The organism is Sphingomonas sp. PvP018 (assembly GCF_017876865.1).
GTDB classification, from domain to species: domain Bacteria; phylum Pseudomonadota; class Alphaproteobacteria; order Sphingomonadales; family Sphingomonadaceae; genus Sphingomonas; species Sphingomonas aerolata.
The window spans coordinates 3,335,758-3,354,488 of the sequence record NZ_JAGIOU010000001.1 but is presented as its reverse complement, the minus strand read 5'-3'; the positions used below and the strand labels follow the sequence as shown (position 1 = coordinate 3,354,488).

General features: G+C 67.9%; 16 protein-coding genes and 1 riboswitch. Of the genes, 11 read left to right on the top strand and 5 right to left on the bottom strand.

The genetic code is table 11. The features are described 5' to 3' along the window. Positions 1-52: 52 nt before the first annotated feature. A riboswitch (glycine riboswitch) is annotated at positions 53-171 on the bottom strand. A gap of 288 nt (positions 172-459) precedes the next feature. Continuing rightward, positions 460-1,098 carry a hypothetical protein gene (locus tag J3A66_RS15000; RefSeq protein WP_334008847.1) on the bottom strand — a complete coding sequence of 213 codons (639 nt, stop codon included), beginning with the start codon at positions 1,096-1,098 and terminating at the stop codon, positions 460-462. A 119-nt stretch (positions 1,099-1,217) separates the two neighbouring features. Between J3A66_RS15000 and ispH the strand changes: the two genes are divergently transcribed. The 3 genes from ispH to rnhA are packed head-to-tail and all read left to right on the top strand — an operon-like array spanning position 1,218 to position 3,653. Then, positions 1,218-2,228, top strand: coding sequence for a 4-hydroxy-3-methylbut-2-enyl diphosphate reductase (gene ispH, locus J3A66_RS14995; RefSeq protein WP_209569747.1), 1,011 nt, complete (start codon positions 1,218-1,220; stop codon positions 2,226-2,228). A 1-nt stretch (position 2,229) separates the two neighbouring features. After that, positions 2,230-3,180: a homoserine kinase gene (gene thrB / locus J3A66_RS14990; RefSeq protein ID WP_209569744.1), complete on the top strand. Its 951-nt coding sequence runs from the start codon at positions 2,230-2,232 to the stop codon at positions 3,178-3,180. After that, the gene (gene rnhA, locus J3A66_RS14985) at positions 3,177-3,653 is read left to right on the top strand and encodes a ribonuclease HI (protein WP_052149195.1); all 477 of its coding nucleotides are present in this window, start codon (positions 3,177-3,179) and stop codon (positions 3,651-3,653) included. The genes thrB and rnhA overlap by 4 nt, the downstream gene beginning before the upstream one ends. Before the next feature lie 17 nt (positions 3,654-3,670). Here the strand turns inward: rnhA and J3A66_RS14980 are convergent, their stop codons facing one another. Beyond that, the gene (locus J3A66_RS14980) at positions 3,671-4,753 is read right to left on the bottom strand and encodes an FAD-binding oxidoreductase (protein ID WP_209569743.1); all 1,083 of its coding nucleotides are present in this window, start codon (positions 4,751-4,753) and stop codon (positions 3,671-3,673) included. After that, positions 4,750-5,766: an alpha/beta hydrolase gene (locus J3A66_RS14975; RefSeq protein WP_209569740.1), complete on the bottom strand. Its 1,017-nt coding sequence runs from the start codon at positions 5,764-5,766 to the stop codon at positions 4,750-4,752. Before J3A66_RS14975 ends, J3A66_RS14980 begins: the two co-directional genes overlap by 4 nt. Positions 5,767-5,814: 48 nt before the next feature. Between J3A66_RS14975 and J3A66_RS14970 the strand changes: the two genes are divergently transcribed. The 8 genes from J3A66_RS14970 to J3A66_RS14935 are packed head-to-tail and all read left to right on the top strand — an operon-like array spanning position 5,815 to position 13,455. Next, positions 5,815-6,309 carry a prepilin peptidase gene (locus J3A66_RS14970; protein WP_209569739.1) on the top strand — a complete coding sequence of 165 codons (495 nt, stop codon included), beginning with the start codon at positions 5,815-5,817 and terminating at the stop codon, positions 6,307-6,309. 49 nt (positions 6,310-6,358) lie between these two features. Continuing rightward, positions 6,359-7,414, top strand: a complete 1,056-nt coding sequence (gene cpaB / locus J3A66_RS14965) for a Flp pilus assembly protein CpaB (RefSeq protein WP_031441592.1) — start codon at positions 6,359-6,361, stop codon at positions 7,412-7,414. A gap of 1 nt (position 7,415) precedes the next feature. Continuing rightward, a complete protein-coding gene (locus tag J3A66_RS14960) occupies positions 7,416-9,008 on the top strand; it encodes a type II and III secretion system protein family protein (protein WP_245336834.1) in 1,593 nt (530 codons plus the stop codon). Positions 9,009-9,043: 35 nt separating this feature from the next. Beyond that, positions 9,044-9,679: a CpaD family pilus assembly protein gene (locus J3A66_RS14955; protein WP_056406075.1), complete on the top strand. Its 636-nt coding sequence runs from the start codon at positions 9,044-9,046 to the stop codon at positions 9,677-9,679. Beyond that, positions 9,679-10,971, top strand: coding sequence for a pilus assembly protein CpaE (locus tag J3A66_RS14950; RefSeq protein ID WP_209569737.1), 1,293 nt, complete (start codon positions 9,679-9,681; stop codon positions 10,969-10,971). The genes J3A66_RS14955 and J3A66_RS14950 overlap by 1 nt, the downstream gene beginning before the upstream one ends. A 53-nt stretch (positions 10,972-11,024) precedes the next feature. Beyond that, complete coding sequence (locus J3A66_RS14945; RefSeq protein ID WP_107930045.1) at positions 11,025-11,996, top strand: type II secretion system F family protein; 972 nt, start codon at positions 11,025-11,027, stop codon at positions 11,994-11,996. A 7-nt stretch (positions 11,997-12,003) separates the two neighbouring features. Continuing rightward, positions 12,004-12,999 carry a type II secretion system F family protein gene (locus tag J3A66_RS14940; RefSeq protein WP_166746147.1) on the top strand — a complete coding sequence of 332 codons (996 nt, stop codon included), beginning with the start codon at positions 12,004-12,006 and terminating at the stop codon, positions 12,997-12,999. A 54-nt stretch (positions 13,000-13,053) separates the two neighbouring features. Beyond that, complete coding sequence (locus J3A66_RS14935; protein WP_208403456.1) at positions 13,054-13,455, top strand: hypothetical protein; 402 nt, start codon at positions 13,054-13,056, stop codon at positions 13,453-13,455. 222 nt (positions 13,456-13,677) lie between these two features. Here J3A66_RS14935 and ppdK read toward each other — a convergent pair whose 3' ends face one another. Both ppdK and glyS read right to left on the bottom strand, forming a co-directional pair. Next, the gene (gene ppdK, locus J3A66_RS14930) at positions 13,678-16,341 is read right to left on the bottom strand and encodes a pyruvate, phosphate dikinase (protein WP_209569735.1); all 2,664 of its coding nucleotides are present in this window, start codon (positions 16,339-16,341) and stop codon (positions 13,678-13,680) included. Between the two features lie 63 nt (positions 16,342-16,404). Further along, positions 16,405-18,714: a glycine--tRNA ligase subunit beta gene (glyS, locus tag J3A66_RS14925; protein ID WP_209569733.1), complete on the bottom strand. Its 2,310-nt coding sequence runs from the start codon at positions 18,712-18,714 to the stop codon at positions 16,405-16,407. Positions 18,715-18,731 lie beyond the last annotated feature (17 nt).

Here is an 18,731-nt window from a genome sequence, read left to right as displayed (position 1 = left end):
ACCCCTTCGGTGGCCCTCGGCACGGAGCCAGGACGCTTTCCAGAGTGTCGATCAGCCCCGCGCGGTCTCTGGTGCCTGAGAGATTCCGGGGTGGTTGCTCCTTCGGCGGCCCCCTGCCCCTTTCAGGGCCGATCCTCAAAGGACCAGGAAACGCTCTCCCGCGCGGTGCCATGCCGGTTGCCCGGCATCGACGCGTCAAGCTGTGCCGCGCCGCACAATCTTAGTCAATCGGGCTTGGTCGATCGGGCCCCTGCGAGACGTGAAATTCGTGACTGACGCCAAGTTGCGAGCCGAACGACGCCCGTACCCGCCGTCATCCCCGCGGAGGCGGGGACCCATATGCTATACCGTCAACGCTCCATCATCGGCGGTCGCCAATATGGATCCCCGCCTGCGCTGGGATGACATGGAAGGTTGTCACCCCATCACCGGATGCCCGCCCCGGTTTCAGAAGGCGACTCAGCGGGTCGCGTTGTACTTCAGCTGCTCCGCGGTCAGCTGGAAGCCCACCAGCGTCTCGAAGCTGGCACGCAGTACCGCCTGCCGCACCTCGGGCGTGCTCAGCGGATCGACCGCCGCATCCTCGTCGCCCGCCTTGCGCTTGCGGGTCAGCTTCTCGCGCACGTCCGCCGACAGCGTTGCCGCCGCACGCGTGATCGTTGCCGTACCCTGCGCATTCGCCTCCGCCCGCAGTTGGCCTGCGTCGAAGTGCAGCGTCACACGGCCGACGCGCTTGGCGACGACCGCGCTGCCGCCGCGCACCACGGTCACGAAATAGGGCAGCACGACGTCGCGCGCCGCATCGGCCCGCGCACGCCGCGCCTGAACGGTGAACGTCACGTTCGTCAGGATCGGGTCGTTCGCGTCGACGCAGGTCGAACGGACATTGGTCATCAGCGCGGTGACGTCGATCGCCGACTGGTCTCGGCTGGTGACGGGGTCGAACACGGTGATGTCCCCGGTCGCGGCCGGCACCGCGACGGTCGGGCACGCGGTGCGGATCGCGGAGATGCCGCCGGTCGCGTCGATCTCTCCCTTGGAAGCGCAACCGCCCAGGGCGAGCGCGAGGATCGAAGCGGCAAGGATGGGGGCTTTCACGGGGACGCGTACCTTCTCGAACGAGCGAAAGGGCCTGCGCAACCGCACCGGCCCCTGTCACCGCGCACCATAGGAACCGGCTTTCGTCCAGGCAAGCAATCGCGTAGAGCCCGACGACTATGAGCATCCCCCCAGAGCCCATCGCAACCCCCGCAACCACGCTCGCAGAGCCGGCCGTGCGCGGCGACAAACCCGCGCTCGAACTGCTGATCGCGGCGCCGCGCGGCTTCTGCGCCGGCGTCGACCGCGCGATCCGCATCGTCGAGCTGGCGATCGAGAAGCACGGCGCGCCGGTCTATGTCCGTCACGAGATCGTCCACAACAAATTCGTCGTCGACACGCTGAAGGCGCAGGGCGCGGTGTTCGTCGAGGATCTGAGCGAGGTGCCCGACGATGCACCGGTGGTGTTCTCCGCGCACGGCGTCCCCAAGTCGGTGCCGCTCGACGCGCAGGCACGCGGGCTCGAATATCTCGATGCGACCTGCCCGCTGGTCTCGAAGGTCCACCGCCAGGCCGAGCGGCTGGTCGCGCAGGGGCGGCACATCGTGTTCATCGGCCATGCCGGCCATCCCGAGGTCATCGGCACCTTCGGCCAGGTGCCTGAGGGCGCGATGTCGCTGATCGAAACCGTCGAGGATGCGGAAGTCTTCGCGCCGGTCGACCCCGCCAATCTCGCCTTCCTGACGCAGACTACGTTGTCGGTCGACGACACCGCGGCGGTCGTCGCGACGCTGCAGCGACGCTTCCCCGAGATGCTGCCGCCGCGTGGCGAGGACATCTGCTACGCGACCTCGAACCGCCAGGCTGCGGTCAAGGCGATCGCGCATGGGTGTGACGCGATGCTGGTGATCGGCGCGCCCAATTCGTCCAATTCGGTGCGGCTGGTCGAAGTCGCGCAGCGCGAGGGCACGCCGGCGATGCTGATCCAGCGCGCCAGCGAACTCGACTGGGACTTTCTCGCCGGAGTCGGCACGCTCGGCATCACCGCAGGCGCGTCCGCGCCCGAGCTGCTCGTCCGCGAACTCGTCACGCGCCTCGCCGAGCGGTTCGAGGTGTCCGAGCGCGAGGTCGAGACGACGCGCGAGACGATCGCCTTCAAGCTGCCCCGCGGGCTCGAAGCCGCCGCCTAGCATGGCGGTCTATACGCAGGTCTCGGCCGAGGCGCTCGGAACGTTCCTCGCGCGGTACGACCAGGGCGCGCTGGTCTCTGCCAAGGGGATCGCCGAGGGGGTGCAGAACAGCAACTACCTCGTCGAGACCACCGCGGACCGGTTCATCCTGACGCTGTACGAGGAATGGACGTCGACCGATGACCTGCCCTTCTTCCTCGCTATGCTCGATCATCTGGCCGCGGCGGGCAATCCGGTGCCGCGCGCGCTGCCCGATCGCGACGGTCTTGCGATCCAGCAACTCGCCGGGCGCTCGGCCTGTCTGATCGAATTCCTGACCGGCGTGTCGGTGTCGCACCCGACCCCCGCACAGGCGCGGGCGGCCGGTGCGGCGATGGGCGAGCTCCATGCCGGGCTGGCGGACTTTGCACCGACCCGCGCCAACCCGCTGGGTGCCGACACCTGGCGCCCGCTGCTCGAGCGGTGCGGCGCGGGGATCGACACGATCGCGCCCGGGCTGTTCGCGCGGATCGAGGCAGCGCTGGCGCGGGTGCTCGCGCAGTGGCCGCGCGACCTGCCGGTGGCGGCGATCCATACGGACCTGTTCCCCGACAATGTGCTGATGCTCGGCGACCGTGTGACCGGGGTGATCGACTTCTACTTCGCCTGCACCGACATCCGCGCCTATGACCTGGCGGTGATGCACAGCGCCTGGGCATTCGACCCGACTGGCGAGCGTTACGACCCCGCAATCGGCGCGGCGCTGATCGCGGGCTATGAAAGCCGGTTCGCGCTGTCCGAGGCGGAGCGTGCCGCGCTGCCGATCCTCGCGCAGGGCGCCTGCCTGCGCTTCCTGCTGACGCGCGCCTGGGACTGGGTCAACACGCCGGCCGATGCGCTGGTGACGCGCAAGGATCCGCTCGCCTATTGGCGGCGGCTCGAAGCCTATCTCAAGGACGACCTGTTCGCATGACCGACGACGCTACCGCGACAACGATGACCAAGGTCGAGATCTATACTGATGGCGCGTGCAAGGGGAATCCGGGACCGGGCGGCTGGGGCGCGGTGATCCGGATGGGCGCGCACGAGAAGGAATTGTCGGGCGGCGAGCCGCAGACGACGAACAACCGGATGGAGATGACCGCGGCGATCGAGGCGCTCAACATCCTCACCCGGCCCTGCGCGGTGACGCTGTACACCGACAGCAAATATGTGATGGATGGCCTGACCAAATGGGTGAAGGGCTGGCAGCGCAACGGCTGGAGGACCGCGGACAAGAAGCCGGTGAAGAATGCCGAGCTGTGGCACGCGCTGCTCGCCGCGGTCGCGCGGCACAAGATCGAATGGCAATGGGTCAAGGGCCATGCCGGCCACCCCGAGAACGAACGCGCCGACACGCTGGCCAGCAACGCCGCGATTGCGGCGATGACGCCTGGCCGCCGCTAGGCTGACACGAAACGGCGTTAGAAACGACGGGGCGAATAGCGGTGCGGATCGATCCCCGCCACCGCAGGATCAGGCGGCGTCCCGAGCAGCAACGCGGCCGCAAGGCGCGCTGCCGCCGGTGCGGTCTGGATGCCGAAGCCGCCCTGCCCCGCGCACCAGAAGAAGCCGGGTTCGGCGGCGTCGAAGCCGTAAACCGGCAGCCGGTCGGGCGCGAAGGTCCGCAGGCCTGCCCAGCGACGTTCGACCTGTGTGACCTGCCAGTCGACCGCCTGTTCGAGCCGGTCGATCGCGATCGCGACGTCGATCTCCTCGGGCGCGGCATCGCAGGGGTCGGTCGGCGTCTCATCATGCGGACTGAGCCACAGCCGCCCGCCGGGCTCGGGCTTGAAATAGAAGCCGCCTGAAATGTCGGCAACATGCGGCATGCCCGCCGCGGCTGCGGGATCGGTCCGCAGCTGGACCATCGTCCGCCGGTAGGGCTGAAGTCCGATTGGTGCAACGCCCGCGCGCTGCGCGACGGTATCGGCCCAGGCCCCCGCCGCATTGACCAGCACGGCGGCGCGAAACGTCCCCGCGGACGTCTCGATGCTCCACTGCCCCGAGTCGCGGCGCGCCGCGTTCAGCGCGGCCCCAGTGACGAGATCGGCGCCGCCCCGCCGCGCGGTCACCAGGTCGTGCGCATGCAACCCGGCGACATCGATATAGGCGCAACTCGGCTCGCGCACGCCGAGCGTCCAGTCGGGGCGCAGCCCCGGAAGGAACGCCGCCGGATCGACCCGGTCGAGCTGCACGTCGCTATCGCTGAATTCGGCGAGGAACCGGTCGATCGCGGGCGCGTCCTGCGCACGGCCGATATGAAGCGAGCCCAGCGGCTGGAGATGCCCGCCGGCCGTGAGCACCGGGCCCGATGCGGTCGTCAGCGGCTGGATGTCGGGGCCACCATAGGTTTCCGACCAGAAGGCCGCGGACCGCCCCGTCGCGTGGTAGCCCGGCATGTCCTCCGCCTCGAGCAGCAGTACGCGCGCATGCGGCGCTAGTAGCGCGGCGAGGCTGACCCCGGCCATTCCCGCGCCGACGATCGCGACGTCGTAGACGCTCATCGGCGCGGCACCGTGTCATCCAGGAACGCGTCGAGTGCGGCGAGCGCGCGGTCACGCACAGCATCCGATTCGCGCAGGATCTCATGCGCCGATTCAGGTCCGAACCGCACCAGCCGCGCGTCGCGCAACCGCTCGACGATTCGGACCGCCGCATGCGGATCGACCAGCTTGTCGGCATCCGCGAGCAGCATCAGCACCGGCGTAGCGATCGTCTCGACGCGCGGATCACAGGCGAGCGCAGCGGACCCGGCGAATGCTTCGGACAGCCAGGTCCAGCTCGGCGGACCGAGCTGCAGGTCGGGCTGCGCCTCGTGCCACCAGCGTTCGTCGTGATAGCGGTCGGCGTCGTGAGTGAGCAGACGCTGACGCGAGGCGACGGGCCCGGGCCGTTCGTTCTGGCGCCAGGCCGCGCGGATCGGCGCACGCCGCGCCATGTAGCGCGCGATCCGGCCGCTCAGCCGCGCGCCGAGTGGAGAGCGAAGGCCCAGCATCGGTGCGACGAGGATCGCCGCCGCGGGATCGATCGTCCCCGCCGTCAGCGCGCGCATCACCATCAGCCCACCCATCGAATGGCCAAGGATCGCCGTCGGGATGCCGCCATCGCCTTCGCCGCGCCACTGCCGCCAGAAGCCGGCGAGATCGGCATCGTAGGTCGCGAAGTCGTCGACATGGCCGACATAGGGGTCGGGGGACAGCCGCCCCGACCCGCCCTGCCCGCGCCAGTCGAGCGAGGTCACCGACCAGCCGACGCTGCGCAGATGCGCGATCGTCTCGAGATATTTCTCGAAACTGTCGCCGCGACCGGCCTGGAAGAGAAAGCGTCCGCGCGCGTTCGGTGCCGGCCAGTCGAACCGCCTCAGGCTCCAGCCGTCGGGCGCGACCCAGCGACTGACGCGGGCATCGCCGGGAATCGCGCGCCGACTCGCGGCTGGCACGATCGGTGCGACGGTGGTGCGGGCATGCGGACGGGCCGGACCGGAGGCGGGCCCGGAGGTCGGATCAGAATCGAACATCGGCGACACAGTTACTTTTTCGAAAGCCATACCCGCTAAATGTAGTGCATGGGGTCGACGTTTACTCTTCCAATTCTACTTTTTCTGCTCGCCGGGCTGCTTGTCCTCGCTGCGATCGAGGACGCGCGGACGCGGGAGATCGCCAATGCGAAGACCGCCGCGATCGTGCTGCTCGCGCCCTTGTGGTGGTGGGCCAACGGCCTGTCGCCCTGGCCCGACATGGCAATCCAGATCGGCATCGCCGCGGCAGTCTTCGCACTGTTCTGCATCGCGTTTCATTTCGGGCTGATGGGCGGCGGCGACGTCAAGCTGATCGTCGCGTTGTCGCTGTGGCTGCCGTTCGGCGCGTTCATGGCGATGCTGATGGTGATGTCGATCGCGGGCGGCGTGCTGACCGCGGGGATGCTGATCGCCCGAAAGCTGGCCACGCGGCGTGCCGATTCGGGCGTCGAAAGCACCCCGATCGAGGTGCCCTACGGCATCGCGATCGCCTTTGCAGGGCTCGTCGCGGTTCACGAACCACTCCTTAACTCCCTGCGGTAGATACTTAATGTTCGATCAATCACACGGCGCCCGAAAGGCACGATGAGTCATGGATAGTCGCAAGCTCATATTGCTGGTCGGGGCGTTGATCGTGGCGGCGGTCACGGCCTTCTTCGCCCGCACGCTGATCGCGGGCAGCGCAGCCCCGCAGGCGACCGCGGTGGCGATGCAGCCCGCCGTGATCGACGGCCCGGAAGTGCTGGTCGCGACCCGCGCGCTCCCGGTCGGCACGATCCTCGATGCGACCGCATTGAAGTTCCAGCCCTGGCCCAAGGAGCTCGTCGACAACGCCTATTACCTGAAGGACAAGACCGACCTGAAGGCGCTGCAGGGCACCGTGGTGCGCAACATGATCACCGCGGGTCAGCCGGTGACGCAGGGCGCGCTGGTCAAGCCCGGCGACCGCGGCTTCCTGGCGGCCGCGCTCGGGCCCGGCATGCGCGCGGTGACCGTCCCCGTCTCGGAACAGGCCTCGGTCGCGGGCTTCGTGTTCCCGGGCGATCGGATCGATCTGGTCCTGACCCAGGCGGTGGCGGGCGGCGGCGACGGTGATCCGCTGAAGGTGTCGGAGACGATCATGCGCAATGTGCGCGTGCTCGCAACCGACCAGCGCACCGACAACAAGGTCGGCGACGACGGCAAGACCGTCGTCAGCACCTTCTCAACGGTCACGGTCGAGACGACGCCCAAGATGGCCGAGGAGATCGCAGTCGCGCAGACGGTGGGCACGCTGTCGCTGTCGCTCCGCTCGATCGCGGACAATGCGGGCGAGCTCGAGGATGCGATCGCGTCGGGCAGCGTGAGCGTGCCCGCAGGCTCGGATCCCAAGGCGGAGCGCGCGATGCTGCTGCGTCTCGCGAGCCAGCCCTCGTCGGGTGCGAGCAGCTACGTCACCGGCGCGGACGTGTCGCGCTACCAGCGCAGCACCGTGCCGGGCAAGGCGGTCGCATCCGGCGGTCCGGGCGGCTCGGCACAGATGATGATGCCGGCTGGCGTACCCGGCGGCGCGCCGGCGGGAGCCCCTTCGGGCGCGATCGCGTCGGGCCCGGTCGTCCGGGTCGCACGCGGCAACAGCATGACCATCGTTCCGGTGGGGGGAAAGTAAGATGCGTACGAGCTTGACAGGGATGCGGGCATCGCTCGGCTGGTCGTTCGCCGCGGTGCTCGCCGCGGCAGGTACCGCGCCCTCCGCGCCGGCCATCGCGCAGGCGCAGGTCTCGGCCGCTCCCGCCGGGCTGGTTCAGGTCAATACCGGGCGAGGCCGGCTGGTGACGCTGTCGCGGCCGATGAGCGACCTCTTCGTCGCCGACGACACGATCGCCGACGTCCAGGTCCGCTCGCCGACCCAGCTCTACATCTTCGGCAAGAAGACCGGCGAGACGACGATCTCGGCGACGGCCAAGGGCGGCGCGATCGTCTACAGCTCGACCGTCCGGGTCGGCAACAATCTCGATTCGATCCAGCAGATGCTCGGGCTGGCGATGCCAGAGGCGCAGGTCGTCGCGACGCCGATGAACGGGCTGGTCCTGCTCACCGGCACGGTCGCCGCGCCCGAGGATGCAGCGGAGGCAGAACGGCTGGTCCAGGCGTTCGTCGGCGATGCGACCAAAGTCCTGTCGCGGCTCAAGACCGCGACGCCGCTCCAGGTCAATCTGCAGGTCCGCGTCGCCGAGGTTTCGCGCAGCTTCGTCAAGACGATCGGCGTCAACCTGACCAGCCGCGGATCGGGCAATTTCCTGTTCAACATCGCGCAGGGGCGGCAGGGCACGATCACGACGGTCCCCGGAGTCGTCGGGGTGCCCGGCACGGCGATCGACGCGAATGGCGCGCTGCCCGGCAACACGCTGTTCGGCTTCCCCGCCAAATCCACCACCGGCTCAACGATCGGGATGGCCGGGCGCCTGCTGGGGCTCGACCTGCTCGCGGCGATCGATCTTGGCGAACAGACCGGACAGGTCTCCACGCTCGCCAACCCGAACCTCACCGCGCTGTCGGGGGAAACGGGAACGTTCCTCGCGGGCGGCGAAGTGCCGATCCCGATCGCGCAGGCGCTGGGCACGGTGTCGGTCGAGTATAAGCAATATGGCGTCAGCCTCGCCTACACCCCGACCGTGCTCTCGGACGGTCGCATCTCGCTTCGCGTGCGCCCCGAAGTGTCGCAGCTCGATTACTCCAACGCGGTCACGCTGAACGGCACGCGGGTGCCGGGGCTGACGACGCGGCGGACCGAGACGACGGTCGAGCTCGGCTCGGGCCAGAGCATGATGATCAGCGGGCTGCTGTCGAACAACCACAACAACACCTATGACAAGACGCCGGGGCTCGCGAGCCTGCCGATCATCGGCGCGCTGTTCCGGTCGAACAGCTTCCAGCGCAACGAGACCGAGCTGGTGGTGATCATCACCCCCTATCTGGTCAAGCCGGTCAACAACCCGGCGGACATCGCGCTGCCCACCGACGGCTACAAGGCACCGACCGATGCCGGCCGGGTCCTGCTCGGCGATCTCGGTGGCGGAACGACGGGCGGGCGCCGACCGGTGCCGAGCGTCGCGCCGATGGGCTATGCGAACCCCGCGATCGGCGCTGCCGCCCCGGTCGGCCCGGTGCCGACCCGCGACCCGCAGCAGCCGGCCATCAAGACGGCCACCAAGCCGAAGACGAGCAAGGGCGCCGCACCGATGCCCGGCTTCTCCAACTGATCCCGCGCCGCGCCATGTTTCAAGGACTTCGCACGATGACGAAACACCCGATCCTGCTGCTATCGCTCGGATCCGCGCTGCTGCTCGGCGGCTGTATGGGAACCGAGAATCGCGGTCTCGAATCGGTCCACCAGCCGGTCGTGAGCCGCGCCAACTATGCGCTCGACCTCGGGACCGCCGGCGGCACGCTGGCGCAGGGCGAGGCGCGGCGGCTGGCGGGATGGATGACGACGATGCGGGTCGGCTATGGCGACCGCGTCGCGATCGACGATCCTGCGGGTGAAGCACCGATGGCGCGCGCCGAGATCGCCGACGTCGTCGCTGGCTATGGCCTGTTGCTGTCCCCCGACACCCCGGTCACGCAGGCGCCGGTCAGCCCCGGCGCGATCCGGATCGTCGTCACGCGGATGCGCGCCGACGTCCCCGGCTGCCCCGACTGGTCGCGCGACGCGAGCATCGACATCGCCAGCCATACGTCGTCCAACTATGGGTGCGCGATGAACCGCAACCTCGCGGCGATGGTCGCGCGGCCCGAGGATCTGGTCCGCGGTTCCGGCGACGCCGAGACCTATGACCCGGCCTCCTCGTTCAAGGCGATCGATGTGTATCGCCGCGCGGTACCGACCGGCGCAAACAACGCGCTGCGGTCCGAAACCACAGGGGGCAAGTGATGAACGCACCCTGGAAGCCCGCTGGCATCGCGCACCGCGAACCCTTCGCCGCCTATGTCTGCGACGAGGCGACCGCCGAGGCGCTGCGCCCGATCGCGGCCGAACTCGGCTGGTCGGTCGACAAGGTCAGCAAGGGCGGTCTGCGCAACGCGATCCAGTCGCTGTCGGTGTCCGCGAGCCCGCAGATCCTGTTCGTCGATCTCGCCGAATCGGGCGATCCGCTCAACGACATCAACGCACTCGCCGAAGTGTGCGAGCCCGGCACGGTGGTGATCGCGGCGGGCCAGGTGAACGATGTCCGGCTCTACCGCGATCTCGTCGCCAGCGGGATCCAGGACTATCTGCTCAAGCCGCTGCATCCCGACATGCTGCGCGAGGCGTTCGGCCACGCGCAGGCGATGCTCAGCGCGCCCAAGCATGTCGAACATGCCCCCGCGCGGCCGCAATGCTCGATCGCGATCATCGGCACGCGCGGCGGCGTCGGCGCATCGACGATCGCGACGTCGGTCGCCTGGCTGATCGCGGAGAAGGAACAGCGCGCGACCGCGCTGCTCGATCTCGACGTGCATTTCGGCACCGGCGCCCTGTCGCTCGATCTCGAGCCGGGCCGCGGGCTGACCGATGCGATCGAGAATCCGAGCCGGATCGACGGGCTGTTCATCGAGCGCGCGATGGTCAAGGCGTCGGAAAAGCTGTCGGTGCTGAGCGCGGAGGCGCCGATCAACGCGCCGCTGATGACCGACGGCGCCGCCTTCTACCAGCTGCAGGAGGAGATGTGTGCGGCGTTCGACTGCACCATCGTCGACCTGCCGCGCGGCATGCTGGTCCAGCATCCGCATCTGATCAGCGAGGTCCACCTCGCGGTGCTCGTCACCGATCTGACGCTGGCGGCGGCGCGCGACACGATCCGCCTGCTGTCGTGGATGAAGTCCAACGCGCCGAAGACCCGGGTGCTCGTGCTCGCCAACCGGATGCATGCCGGCGGCCAGCTCGAGATCAGCCGCAAGGATTTCGAGGGCTCGATCGAGCGCCGGATCGATCATGTCGTGGTGTTCGACCAGAAGCTCGCGGCGCAGGCCGCCAAGCTTGGCAAGCCGATCGTCGAGGCCGGCAAGACGTCGAAGACGATCGTGCCGATCGTCGCGCTCGTCACCGAACTGATGGTCGCGGTCGATGCCACCGGTACGGAGGCTGCGAGCGCCAAGACGCCCCGCCGGTCGGGCGGCGTCTCGCTGCTCGGCAAGTTCAGCGACCTGAAGGGGCTGATGGCCAAGCGGGCGACCAAGTCGTGACGCCGCACGGGTCGCGGATGCGCGCCGATCGGGCGCAGAGGGCCTAGGCGACGATGGACATCCTTCCCGTCATCATGGTCGCGCTGGGCGGCTGCACCGTGCTCGGCCTGCTGCTGTACGCCTTTGCCGGCCCCTCCGCGGGACGCGCGCAGACGCGCCGGGTCGCGTCGCTGCGCATGCGCCACGGCGACGGCGTCGCCATGCCCGAGGCGCAGATGCGCCGGATCGCGATGGCAGGCGACACGCGGATGGATCTGGCGGTCGGGCGGTTCCTGCCCAACCGTGCCGAGCTTGCCAAGCGGCTGGCGATGACCGGCAAGGACTGGACTGTCGGCCAATATGGCATGGCGACCGCGGGGCTGACGCTGGTCGTTGCGTTCCTGATGCTGGTGCGTGGCATGCCGATCTTCCTCGCGCTGTTCGTCGGCCTGTTCGTCGGCATCGGGATCCCGCATCTGGTGGTCGGCAAGGTCCTCAAGCGCCGGGTAGCCAAGTTCACGCAGAAGTTTCCCGACGCGATCGAGCTGCTGGTGCGCGGCTTGCGCTCCGGTCTGCCGATCAGCGAGACGATCGGCGTCGTCGGCGCCGAGGTCGACGGTCCGGTCGGCGAGGAATTCCGATCGGTCAGCGACAAGATGAAGATCGGCCGGACGATGGACGTCGCGCTGCAGGAGACCGCGGACCGGCTCGGCACGCCCGAATTCCAGTTCTTCGTCATCACCATCGCGATCCAGCGCGAGACCGGCGGCAATCTGGCCGAGACGCTCGCCAACCTCGCCCACGTATTGCGGATGCGCGCGCAGATGAAGCTGAAGATCAAGGCGATGTCGTCCGAGTCCAAGGCATCGGCCTATATCATCGGCGCGCTGCCGTTCATCGTGTTCGGGCTGATCTGGTTCATCAACGGGACGTACATGCAGAAGTTCTTCATCGACGAGCGGCTGATGGTGATCGGCATGGGCGGGCTGTGCTGGATGGCGATCGGGTCGTTCATCATGTCCAAGATGATCAGCTTCGAGATTTAGGAGCAGGATGATGGGTGAGACCGCCGGACCTATGCTGCTCGGATTCGACGTCCTGTGGGTCGCGACGATCCTGTCGGGCGTCGCCGCCTTCGCGGTGATGGTGGCGATCTATGCCGCCACCACGGTCAGCGATCCGATGGCCAAGCGGGTCAAGGCGCTCAACGATCGTCGTGAACAGCTGAAAGCTGGCATCACAGCGTCGACCAAGCGGCGTGCCAAGCTCGTGCAGCGCCATGATGCCGCGGACCGTATGCGCGGCTGGCTGTCGTCGATGAAGGTCCTGCAGGACAGCCAGGTCAAGGCGGTCCAGGTCAAGCTGGCGCAGGCGGGGATCCGGTCGAAGGAATGGGCGCCCGCGGTGATCTTCGGCCGGCTCGTCCTGCCGATCGTGATCGGCGGCGCGATGGTCATCTGGGTCTATGGCACGGACGGTTTCGCGACATGGAGCCCGCTCAAGAAATACGGTCTCGTCGCGGTCAGCTTCATCCTCAGCTACAAGGCCCCCGACCTGTATCTCGACAACAAGATCACCAAGCGCACCGATGCGATCCGCAAGGGCCTGCCCGACGCGCTCGACCTGCTGGTGATCTGTGCGGAGGCGGGGCTGACGATCGATGCGGCGTTCCACCGCGTGGCGCGCGAACTCGGCCGCGCCTATCCCGAACTGGGCGAGGAGTTCACGCTGACCGCGATCGAACTGGGCTTTCTGACCGACCGGCGCAGCGCGTTCGAGAATCTCGCCGGCCGTGTGAAGCTCGACGCGGTGAAGGGCGTCGTCACGACGATGGTCCAGACCGAGAAATACGGCACGCCGCTCGCCTCCGCGCTGCGCGTGCTGTCGAACGAGTTTCGCAACGAACGGATGATGCGCGCCGAGGAAAAGGCCGCGCGGCTGCCGGCGATCATGACCGTGCCGCTGATCCTGTTCATCCTGCCCGTGCTGTTCGTCGTCATCCTCGGGCCGGCGGCCTGTTCGATCTCGGATGCGTTGCTCAAGAGCTGAGGCAACCCCAGCCGCAGCGGTTCGTTGAGCCCCCGTAACAGGAGGGTTTTCACGATGCCGTTGTTTTCCACACCGACGCAGTTCGCCGCACTGGGGCTGGTCCTGATCGCGGGCTGGCTGCTGGGCCTCGCCAGCCATCCCGGCGGCAAGAAGTGGAAGGCGCGCTATCTTGCGGAGCGCGATGCGCATGGCGCGACCCGCAAGGAGACTGACCTGCGCGCGAGTGCCGCCGAACAGCGTGCGGTCGAGGCCGAGCATGAGAATGCACGGCTGGTGAAGGCGGCAGCGGCAGCGCCGGTGGCGGCACCGGTGGCAGCGCCCGTCGCACGGACGACGGCGGCGCCCGTCTCGCGGGACCGGGATGTGGCCTATTCGGACGGCTATGCAACGGGCCGACCGGGCTATGCGACCGACGGCACCAAGCGCGGCTGGTTCGACTTCAACCAACGTCGGTGAGGGTTCGGGAGGCGTTGTTCCCCCAAAACCTTGTTCTTCCGAGAAGGCGGAAGCCCAGTTTGGATCCCCGCCTTCGCGGGGAAACAGGGTCTTTTGCACTACCCCGGCGGAGGCCGGGGCCCAGTTGGGGATGTTAGGTAACTGTGGACGGTCCCTAGTTACTCTCGACATTCCACCTGGGCCCCGGCCTTCGCCGGGGTGGTGTGACGTTTCGGGTTGGCGTTACTTCTTTTCGAGCGCCGCCTGCGCCGCCGCGAGCCGCGCGATCGGCACGCGGTACGGGCTCGCCGACACGTAATCGAGCCCGACTTTCTCGCAGAACGCGATGCTCGCCGGATCACCGCCATGCTCGCCGCAGATGCCGAGCTTGATGCCCGAACGCGTCTTGCGACCACGCTCTGCGGCAATCTCGATCAGCTCACCCACACCCTCGACGTCGATGCTGACGAACGGGTCCTTCGCATAGATGCCCTGTTCGACATAAGCGCCGAGGAACCGCGCCGCATCGTCGCGGCTGACGCCCAGAGTCGTCTGCGTCAGGTCGTTTGTGCCGAACGAGAAGAATTCGCCGACTTCCGCGATTTCCCCTGCGCGCAGCGCGGCGCGGGGCAGCTCGATCATCGTGCCGACCAGATATTCGATCGTCCGGCCCTTGTCGGCGAACACCGCCTGCGCCGCCTTGTCGACGACCGCCTTCATCAGCTCCAGCTCGCGGCGGGTCGCCACCAGCGGGATCATGACCTCGGGGATGGGTGCCGCGCCGGACTTCTCCGCGACGTCGACCGCCGCCTCGAAGATCGCACGCGCCTGCATCTCGTAGATCTCGGGATAGGTCACGCCGAGACGGCAGCCGCGATGGCCGAGCATCGGGTTGAACTCGTGCAACTCGGCGGCGCGACGCTTCAGCGTGTCGACGTCGATCCCCGCCGCGGTCGCGACTTCGGCGAATTCGGACTCCTCGTGCGGCAGGAATTCGTGGAGCGGCGGATCGAGCAGACGGATCGTCACCGGCAGCCCGGCCATCACCTCGAGGATCTCGGTGAAGTCCTTGCGCTGTTCTGGAAGCAGCTTCTCGAGCGCGGCGCGACGGCCCTTCTCGTCGCTCGCCAGGATCATCTGGCGGACGTTGGTGATGCGGCTGCTCTCGAAGAACATGTGCTCGGTGCGGCACAGCCCGACGCCTTCCGCGCCGAACTCGCGCGCGACGCGGCAATCCTCGGGCGTCTCGGCATTGGCACGGACCTTGAGGCGACGAACCTCGTCCGCCCAGGTCATCAGCGTGCCGAAATCACCCGACAGCTCGGGCTGCACAGTCGCAACCGCGCCGATCATCACCTCGCCGGTGCTGCCGTCGATCGTGAGCAGGTCGCCCTCCTTCACCTCACGGCCGCCGCAGCGCATGATCTTCGCCTTGGTGTCGATCGACAGCGTGCCCGCGCCCGAAACGCACGGGCGCCCCATGCCGCGCGCGACGACAGCCGCATGGCTGGTCATCCCGCCGCGTGCGGTCAAGATGCCGCGCGCGGCGTGCATCCCATGAATGTCGTCGGGCGAGGTCTCGGTCCGGACGAGGATCACCGCGACGCCGTCGGCAGCCTTCTTCTCCGCCGCATCCGCATCGAACACCACCGCGCCCGAGGCCGCGCCCGGTGAGGCGGGAAGCCCCTTGGTCAGCACGTCGCGCTTGGCATTGGGATCGAGCGTCGGGTGGAGCAACTGGTCGAGCGCCATCGGCTCGACGCGCAGGATCGCTTCCTCGCGCGTGATCAGGCCCTCATTCGCCATGTCGACCGCGATCTTGAGCGCGGCCTTGGCGGTCCGCTTGCCCGCGCGCGTCTGGAGCATCCAGAGCTTGGTCTTCTCGACCGTGAACTCGATGTCCTGCATGTCGCGGTAATGGTTTTCGAGCGTGTCGAACACGCCCGCGAGCTGGCCGTACACCTCGGGCATCGCCTCTTCCATCGAGGCGGCCTTGGCGCCGGCGTCCTCGCGCGCGACCTTGGTCAGATATTGCGGGGTGCGGATGCCCGCGACGACGTCCTCGCCCTGCGCATTGATCAGGAACTCGCCGTAATAGGCGCGGTCGCCCTTCGACGGATCGCGCGTGAACGCGACGCCGGTCGCCGACGTGTCGCCCATGTTGCCGAACACCATCGCCTGGATGTTGACCGCGGTGCCCCAGCTGGCAGGAATGTCGTTGAGCCGGCGGTAGACCTTTGCACGCTCCGACTGCCACGAGCCGAACACCGCGCCGACCGCGCCCCATAGCTGGTCGTGGACGTCCTGCGGGAAGGGCTTGCCCCAAAGCTTCTCAACGAGGCCCTTATATTCGGTCACCAGCGCGCGCAGGTCGTCCGCGCTCAGCTCGGTGTCGAGCGTGAAGCCCTGGTCTTCCTTGGCGATCTCGAGCGCTTCCTCGAACGCGCCGTGATCGAGCTCGAGGACGACGTCGGCATACATCTGGATGAAGCGGCGATAGCTGTCCCAGGCGAAGCGCGCGTCCTCGGACTTGGCGGCGAGGCCCTCGACCGTCTCGTCGTTGAGCCCGAGGTTGAGGACGGTGTCCATCATCCCCGGCATCGAGGCGCGGGCGCCCGAGCGGACCGAAACGAGCAGCGGGTCGGCAGCGTCGCCGAACACCTTGCCGGTCACACCCTCGATATGCGCGAGGCCGGTGGCGACCTCGTCGCGCAGGCCCTGTGGGAACTGGCCGCCCTCGTCATAATAGACCGCGCAGAAATCGGTCGAGATCGTGAAGCCCGGCGGCACCGGCAGGCCGATCGACGCCATCTCGGCGAGGTTCGCGCCCTTGCCACCGAGCAGGTTCTTGTCGCCCTTGCCGCCGTCCGAAACACCGCCGCCGAAACGGTACACATATTGGGTCATCGCAGGTCCTCTAGGTGTTGTTGCGCGCAAGGCGGCAGAGATTGTCTTTGCAGGCGGGGCGGGTCAGCCCTCGATCTTCGAAAAGTCCGCGACGTTGTGCACTGCGGCGCGAATACGCTCAAGTAGCGCGAGACGGGCGGAGCGCTTGGCGGGATCAGGGTCGTTGACGATAACGCTATCAAAGAACGCATCGATCGGCGCCCGCAGCGACGCAAGCGCGGCCATCGCCGCGGCGAAGTCCTCGGCGGCGATTGCTGCAGTTGCGCGAGGCTCGGCGGAGTCGAGTGCAGACTGCAGCGCGGCTTCTGCGGGGTCGGGCGTGTAGGACAGCGGGTTTTGCACGCCCTCGCCGTCCGTTCCCCCGCGAAGGCGGGGGTCCAGGCCCGCACCATCCCGGACTTCCGCGCCGCTGAGTTCCTGAGCCCCCGCCTTCGCGGGGGAAGTGGCAGGGGCTTCCTTCTTCAGGATATTGGCGGCGCGCTTGTAGCCGGCGAGCAGGTTCTTCCCGTCCTCGGTGGTCACGAACGCCTGAAGCGCGTGGACGCGCGCGAGGAGGCGGACGAGATCATCCTCGCCGCCCAGCGCGAACACCGCGTCGATCAGGTCGTGGCGGACACCAGCTTCGCGTTGCTGGACTTTGAGACGGTCGGCGAGAAAATCAACTAGACTCTGCCGTGCGGTCGTTCGCTCGATACTGCCCATCACAGTACGCGACATCTTGAAAACACTAGAGATCGGCAAGCGCAAATCGTTTGCCAAAATCGTAGCAATCACACCGAGGGCAGCCCTGCGCAGCGCGAACGGATCCTTCGACCCGGTTGGCGACATATCAAACGCAAAGAATTCGATCAACGTATCCAGCTTGTCAGCCAAACTCACCGCGACCGTCACTGGGGCGGTGGGGACATCATCGCCCTGCCCGACCGGCTTGTAATGGTCGCGGATCGCGGCCGCGACGGCGGGGTGCTCGCCTTGGGCTGCGGCGTAGTAGCCGCCCATCAGGCCCTGCAACTCGGGGAACTCGCCGACCATGCCGGTGACGAGATCCGCCTTGGCGAGACGCGCGGCGCGTTCGGCGAGGGTGGCAAGTTCCGCCCGGTCCTCGGGCGCTTCTTCTGTTCCCCGGCGGAGGCCGGGGTCCAGGTGGGAAGGCTGTTGTGACGACGCGCCGGCCTCAGCCAAGGCGCCGTCCCCAATTGGGCCCCGGCCTTCGCCGGGGAACGAAGAGGTAGTGGAGGACGGACCCGCGCCTCCGACGATTCCCTCTTCGACCAGCCAGCGTGCGAGCTTGGCGACGCGGTCGACCTTGTCCGCCACCGTACCGAGCTTCTCGTGAAAGACGATCTTCTCGAGCTTATCCGCCTGCTCTTCAAGCGGCATCTTCAGGTCGGTGTCGTAGAAGAACTTCGCATCCGACAGACGCGCGGCGAGGACCTTGCGGTTGCCCTCGACGATCTTCGCGCCACCGTCGTGCGCAGCGATGTTAGCGGTACAGACGAACGCGTTCGCTAGGGTCCCGTCGGCGCTGCGGCAGACGAAATATTTCTGGTTCACGCGCGCGGTGAGCTGGATCACCTCGGGCGGCACGTCGAGAAACGCGGGATCGAACCGGCCGAGCAGCGGGATCGGCCATTCGGTGAGCCCGGCATTCTCGGCGACGAGGCCCTCGTCCTCGATCAGTTCGAGCCCGGCCTGCATCGCCGCCTCGCGCGCGTGATCGCGGATCAGCGTCGCGCGCTCGTCCTGGTCGACGATGACGTGGCAGGCGCGCAGCTTCTCGACATAGTCGTGCGCGCCGCCGATCGTGATCTGGTACGGATGGTGGAAGCGGTGGCCGAGCGTGGCAGCGCCGCTTGCGATGCCGGCGATCTCGAACGGCACGATCGTCTCGCCGAGCAGCGCGACGATGCCCTGCAGCGGGCGGACCCAGCGCAGCGATTCGGTGCTGGCGGAGGCATCGCCCCAGCGCATCGACTTGGGCCAGGGAAACGCGCGGACGATCGCGGGGATCGCCTCGGCAAGCACGTCCGCGGTGGCGCGGCCGGGCTTTTCGGTGACCGCGAAGAACGTGCCGCCGCGATCGACCAGCTGCTCGCGCGTGAGGCCGGTCTTGCGCAGGAACCCTTCGAGCGCCTGCGGGGGTGCCGACGTCTTGGGGCCCTTCACCTCTTCGGAGACGGCGGCGGTCTCGATCGGCAGGTCGCGTGCGATCAGCGCCAGGCGGCGCGGCGTCGCGTAAGTGACGATATCGCTGGTGGCGATCCCGGCCTTGGCGAGCTCGGCGCTGAACAGCCTGGCAAGGTCTTCACGCGCCTTCGCCTGCATGCGGGCGGGAATTTCTTCGGAGCGGAGCTCCAGGAGGAAGTCGGTCATTCGGGCTCACCGGTCGG

Bases quoted from the DNA above. Each gene is read 5' to 3' on its own strand.
- ispH (WP_209569747.1), top strand. From the start codon at position 1,218: ATGAGCATCCCCCCAGAGCCCATCGCAACCCCCGCAACCACGCTCGCA.
- thrB (WP_209569744.1), top strand. From the start codon at position 2,230: ATGGCGGTCTATACGCAGGTCTCGGCCGAGGCGCTCGGAACGTTCCTC.
- rnhA (WP_052149195.1), top strand. From the start codon at position 3,177: ATGACCGACGACGCTACCGCGACAACGATGACCAAGGTCGAGATCTAT.
- J3A66_RS14980 (WP_209569743.1), bottom strand. From the start codon at position 4,753: ATGAGCGTCTACGACGTCGCGATCGTCGGCGCGGGAATGGCCGGGGTC.
- J3A66_RS14975 (WP_209569740.1), bottom strand. From the start codon at position 5,766: ATGTTCGATTCTGATCCGACCTCCGGGCCCGCCTCCGGTCCGGCCCGT.
- J3A66_RS14970 (WP_209569739.1), top strand. From the start codon at position 5,815: ATGGGGTCGACGTTTACTCTTCCAATTCTACTTTTTCTGCTCGCCGGG.
- cpaB (WP_031441592.1), top strand. From the start codon at position 6,359: ATGGATAGTCGCAAGCTCATATTGCTGGTCGGGGCGTTGATCGTGGCG.
- J3A66_RS14960 (WP_245336834.1), top strand. From the start codon at position 7,416: ATGCGTACGAGCTTGACAGGGATGCGGGCATCGCTCGGCTGGTCGTTC.
- J3A66_RS14955 (WP_056406075.1), top strand. From the start codon at position 9,044: ATGACGAAACACCCGATCCTGCTGCTATCGCTCGGATCCGCGCTGCTG.
- J3A66_RS14950 (WP_209569737.1), top strand. From the start codon at position 9,679: ATGAACGCACCCTGGAAGCCCGCTGGCATCGCGCACCGCGAACCCTTC.
- J3A66_RS14945 (WP_107930045.1), top strand. From the start codon at position 11,025: ATGGACATCCTTCCCGTCATCATGGTCGCGCTGGGCGGCTGCACCGTG.
- J3A66_RS14940 (WP_166746147.1), top strand. From the start codon at position 12,004: ATGATGGGTGAGACCGCCGGACCTATGCTGCTCGGATTCGACGTCCTG.
- J3A66_RS14935 (WP_208403456.1), top strand. From the start codon at position 13,054: ATGCCGTTGTTTTCCACACCGACGCAGTTCGCCGCACTGGGGCTGGTC.
- ppdK (WP_209569735.1), bottom strand. From the start codon at position 16,341: ATGACCCAATATGTGTACCGTTTCGGCGGCGGTGTTTCGGACGGCGGC.
- glyS (WP_209569733.1), bottom strand. From the start codon at position 18,714: ATGACCGACTTCCTCCTGGAGCTCCGCTCCGAAGAAATTCCCGCCCGC.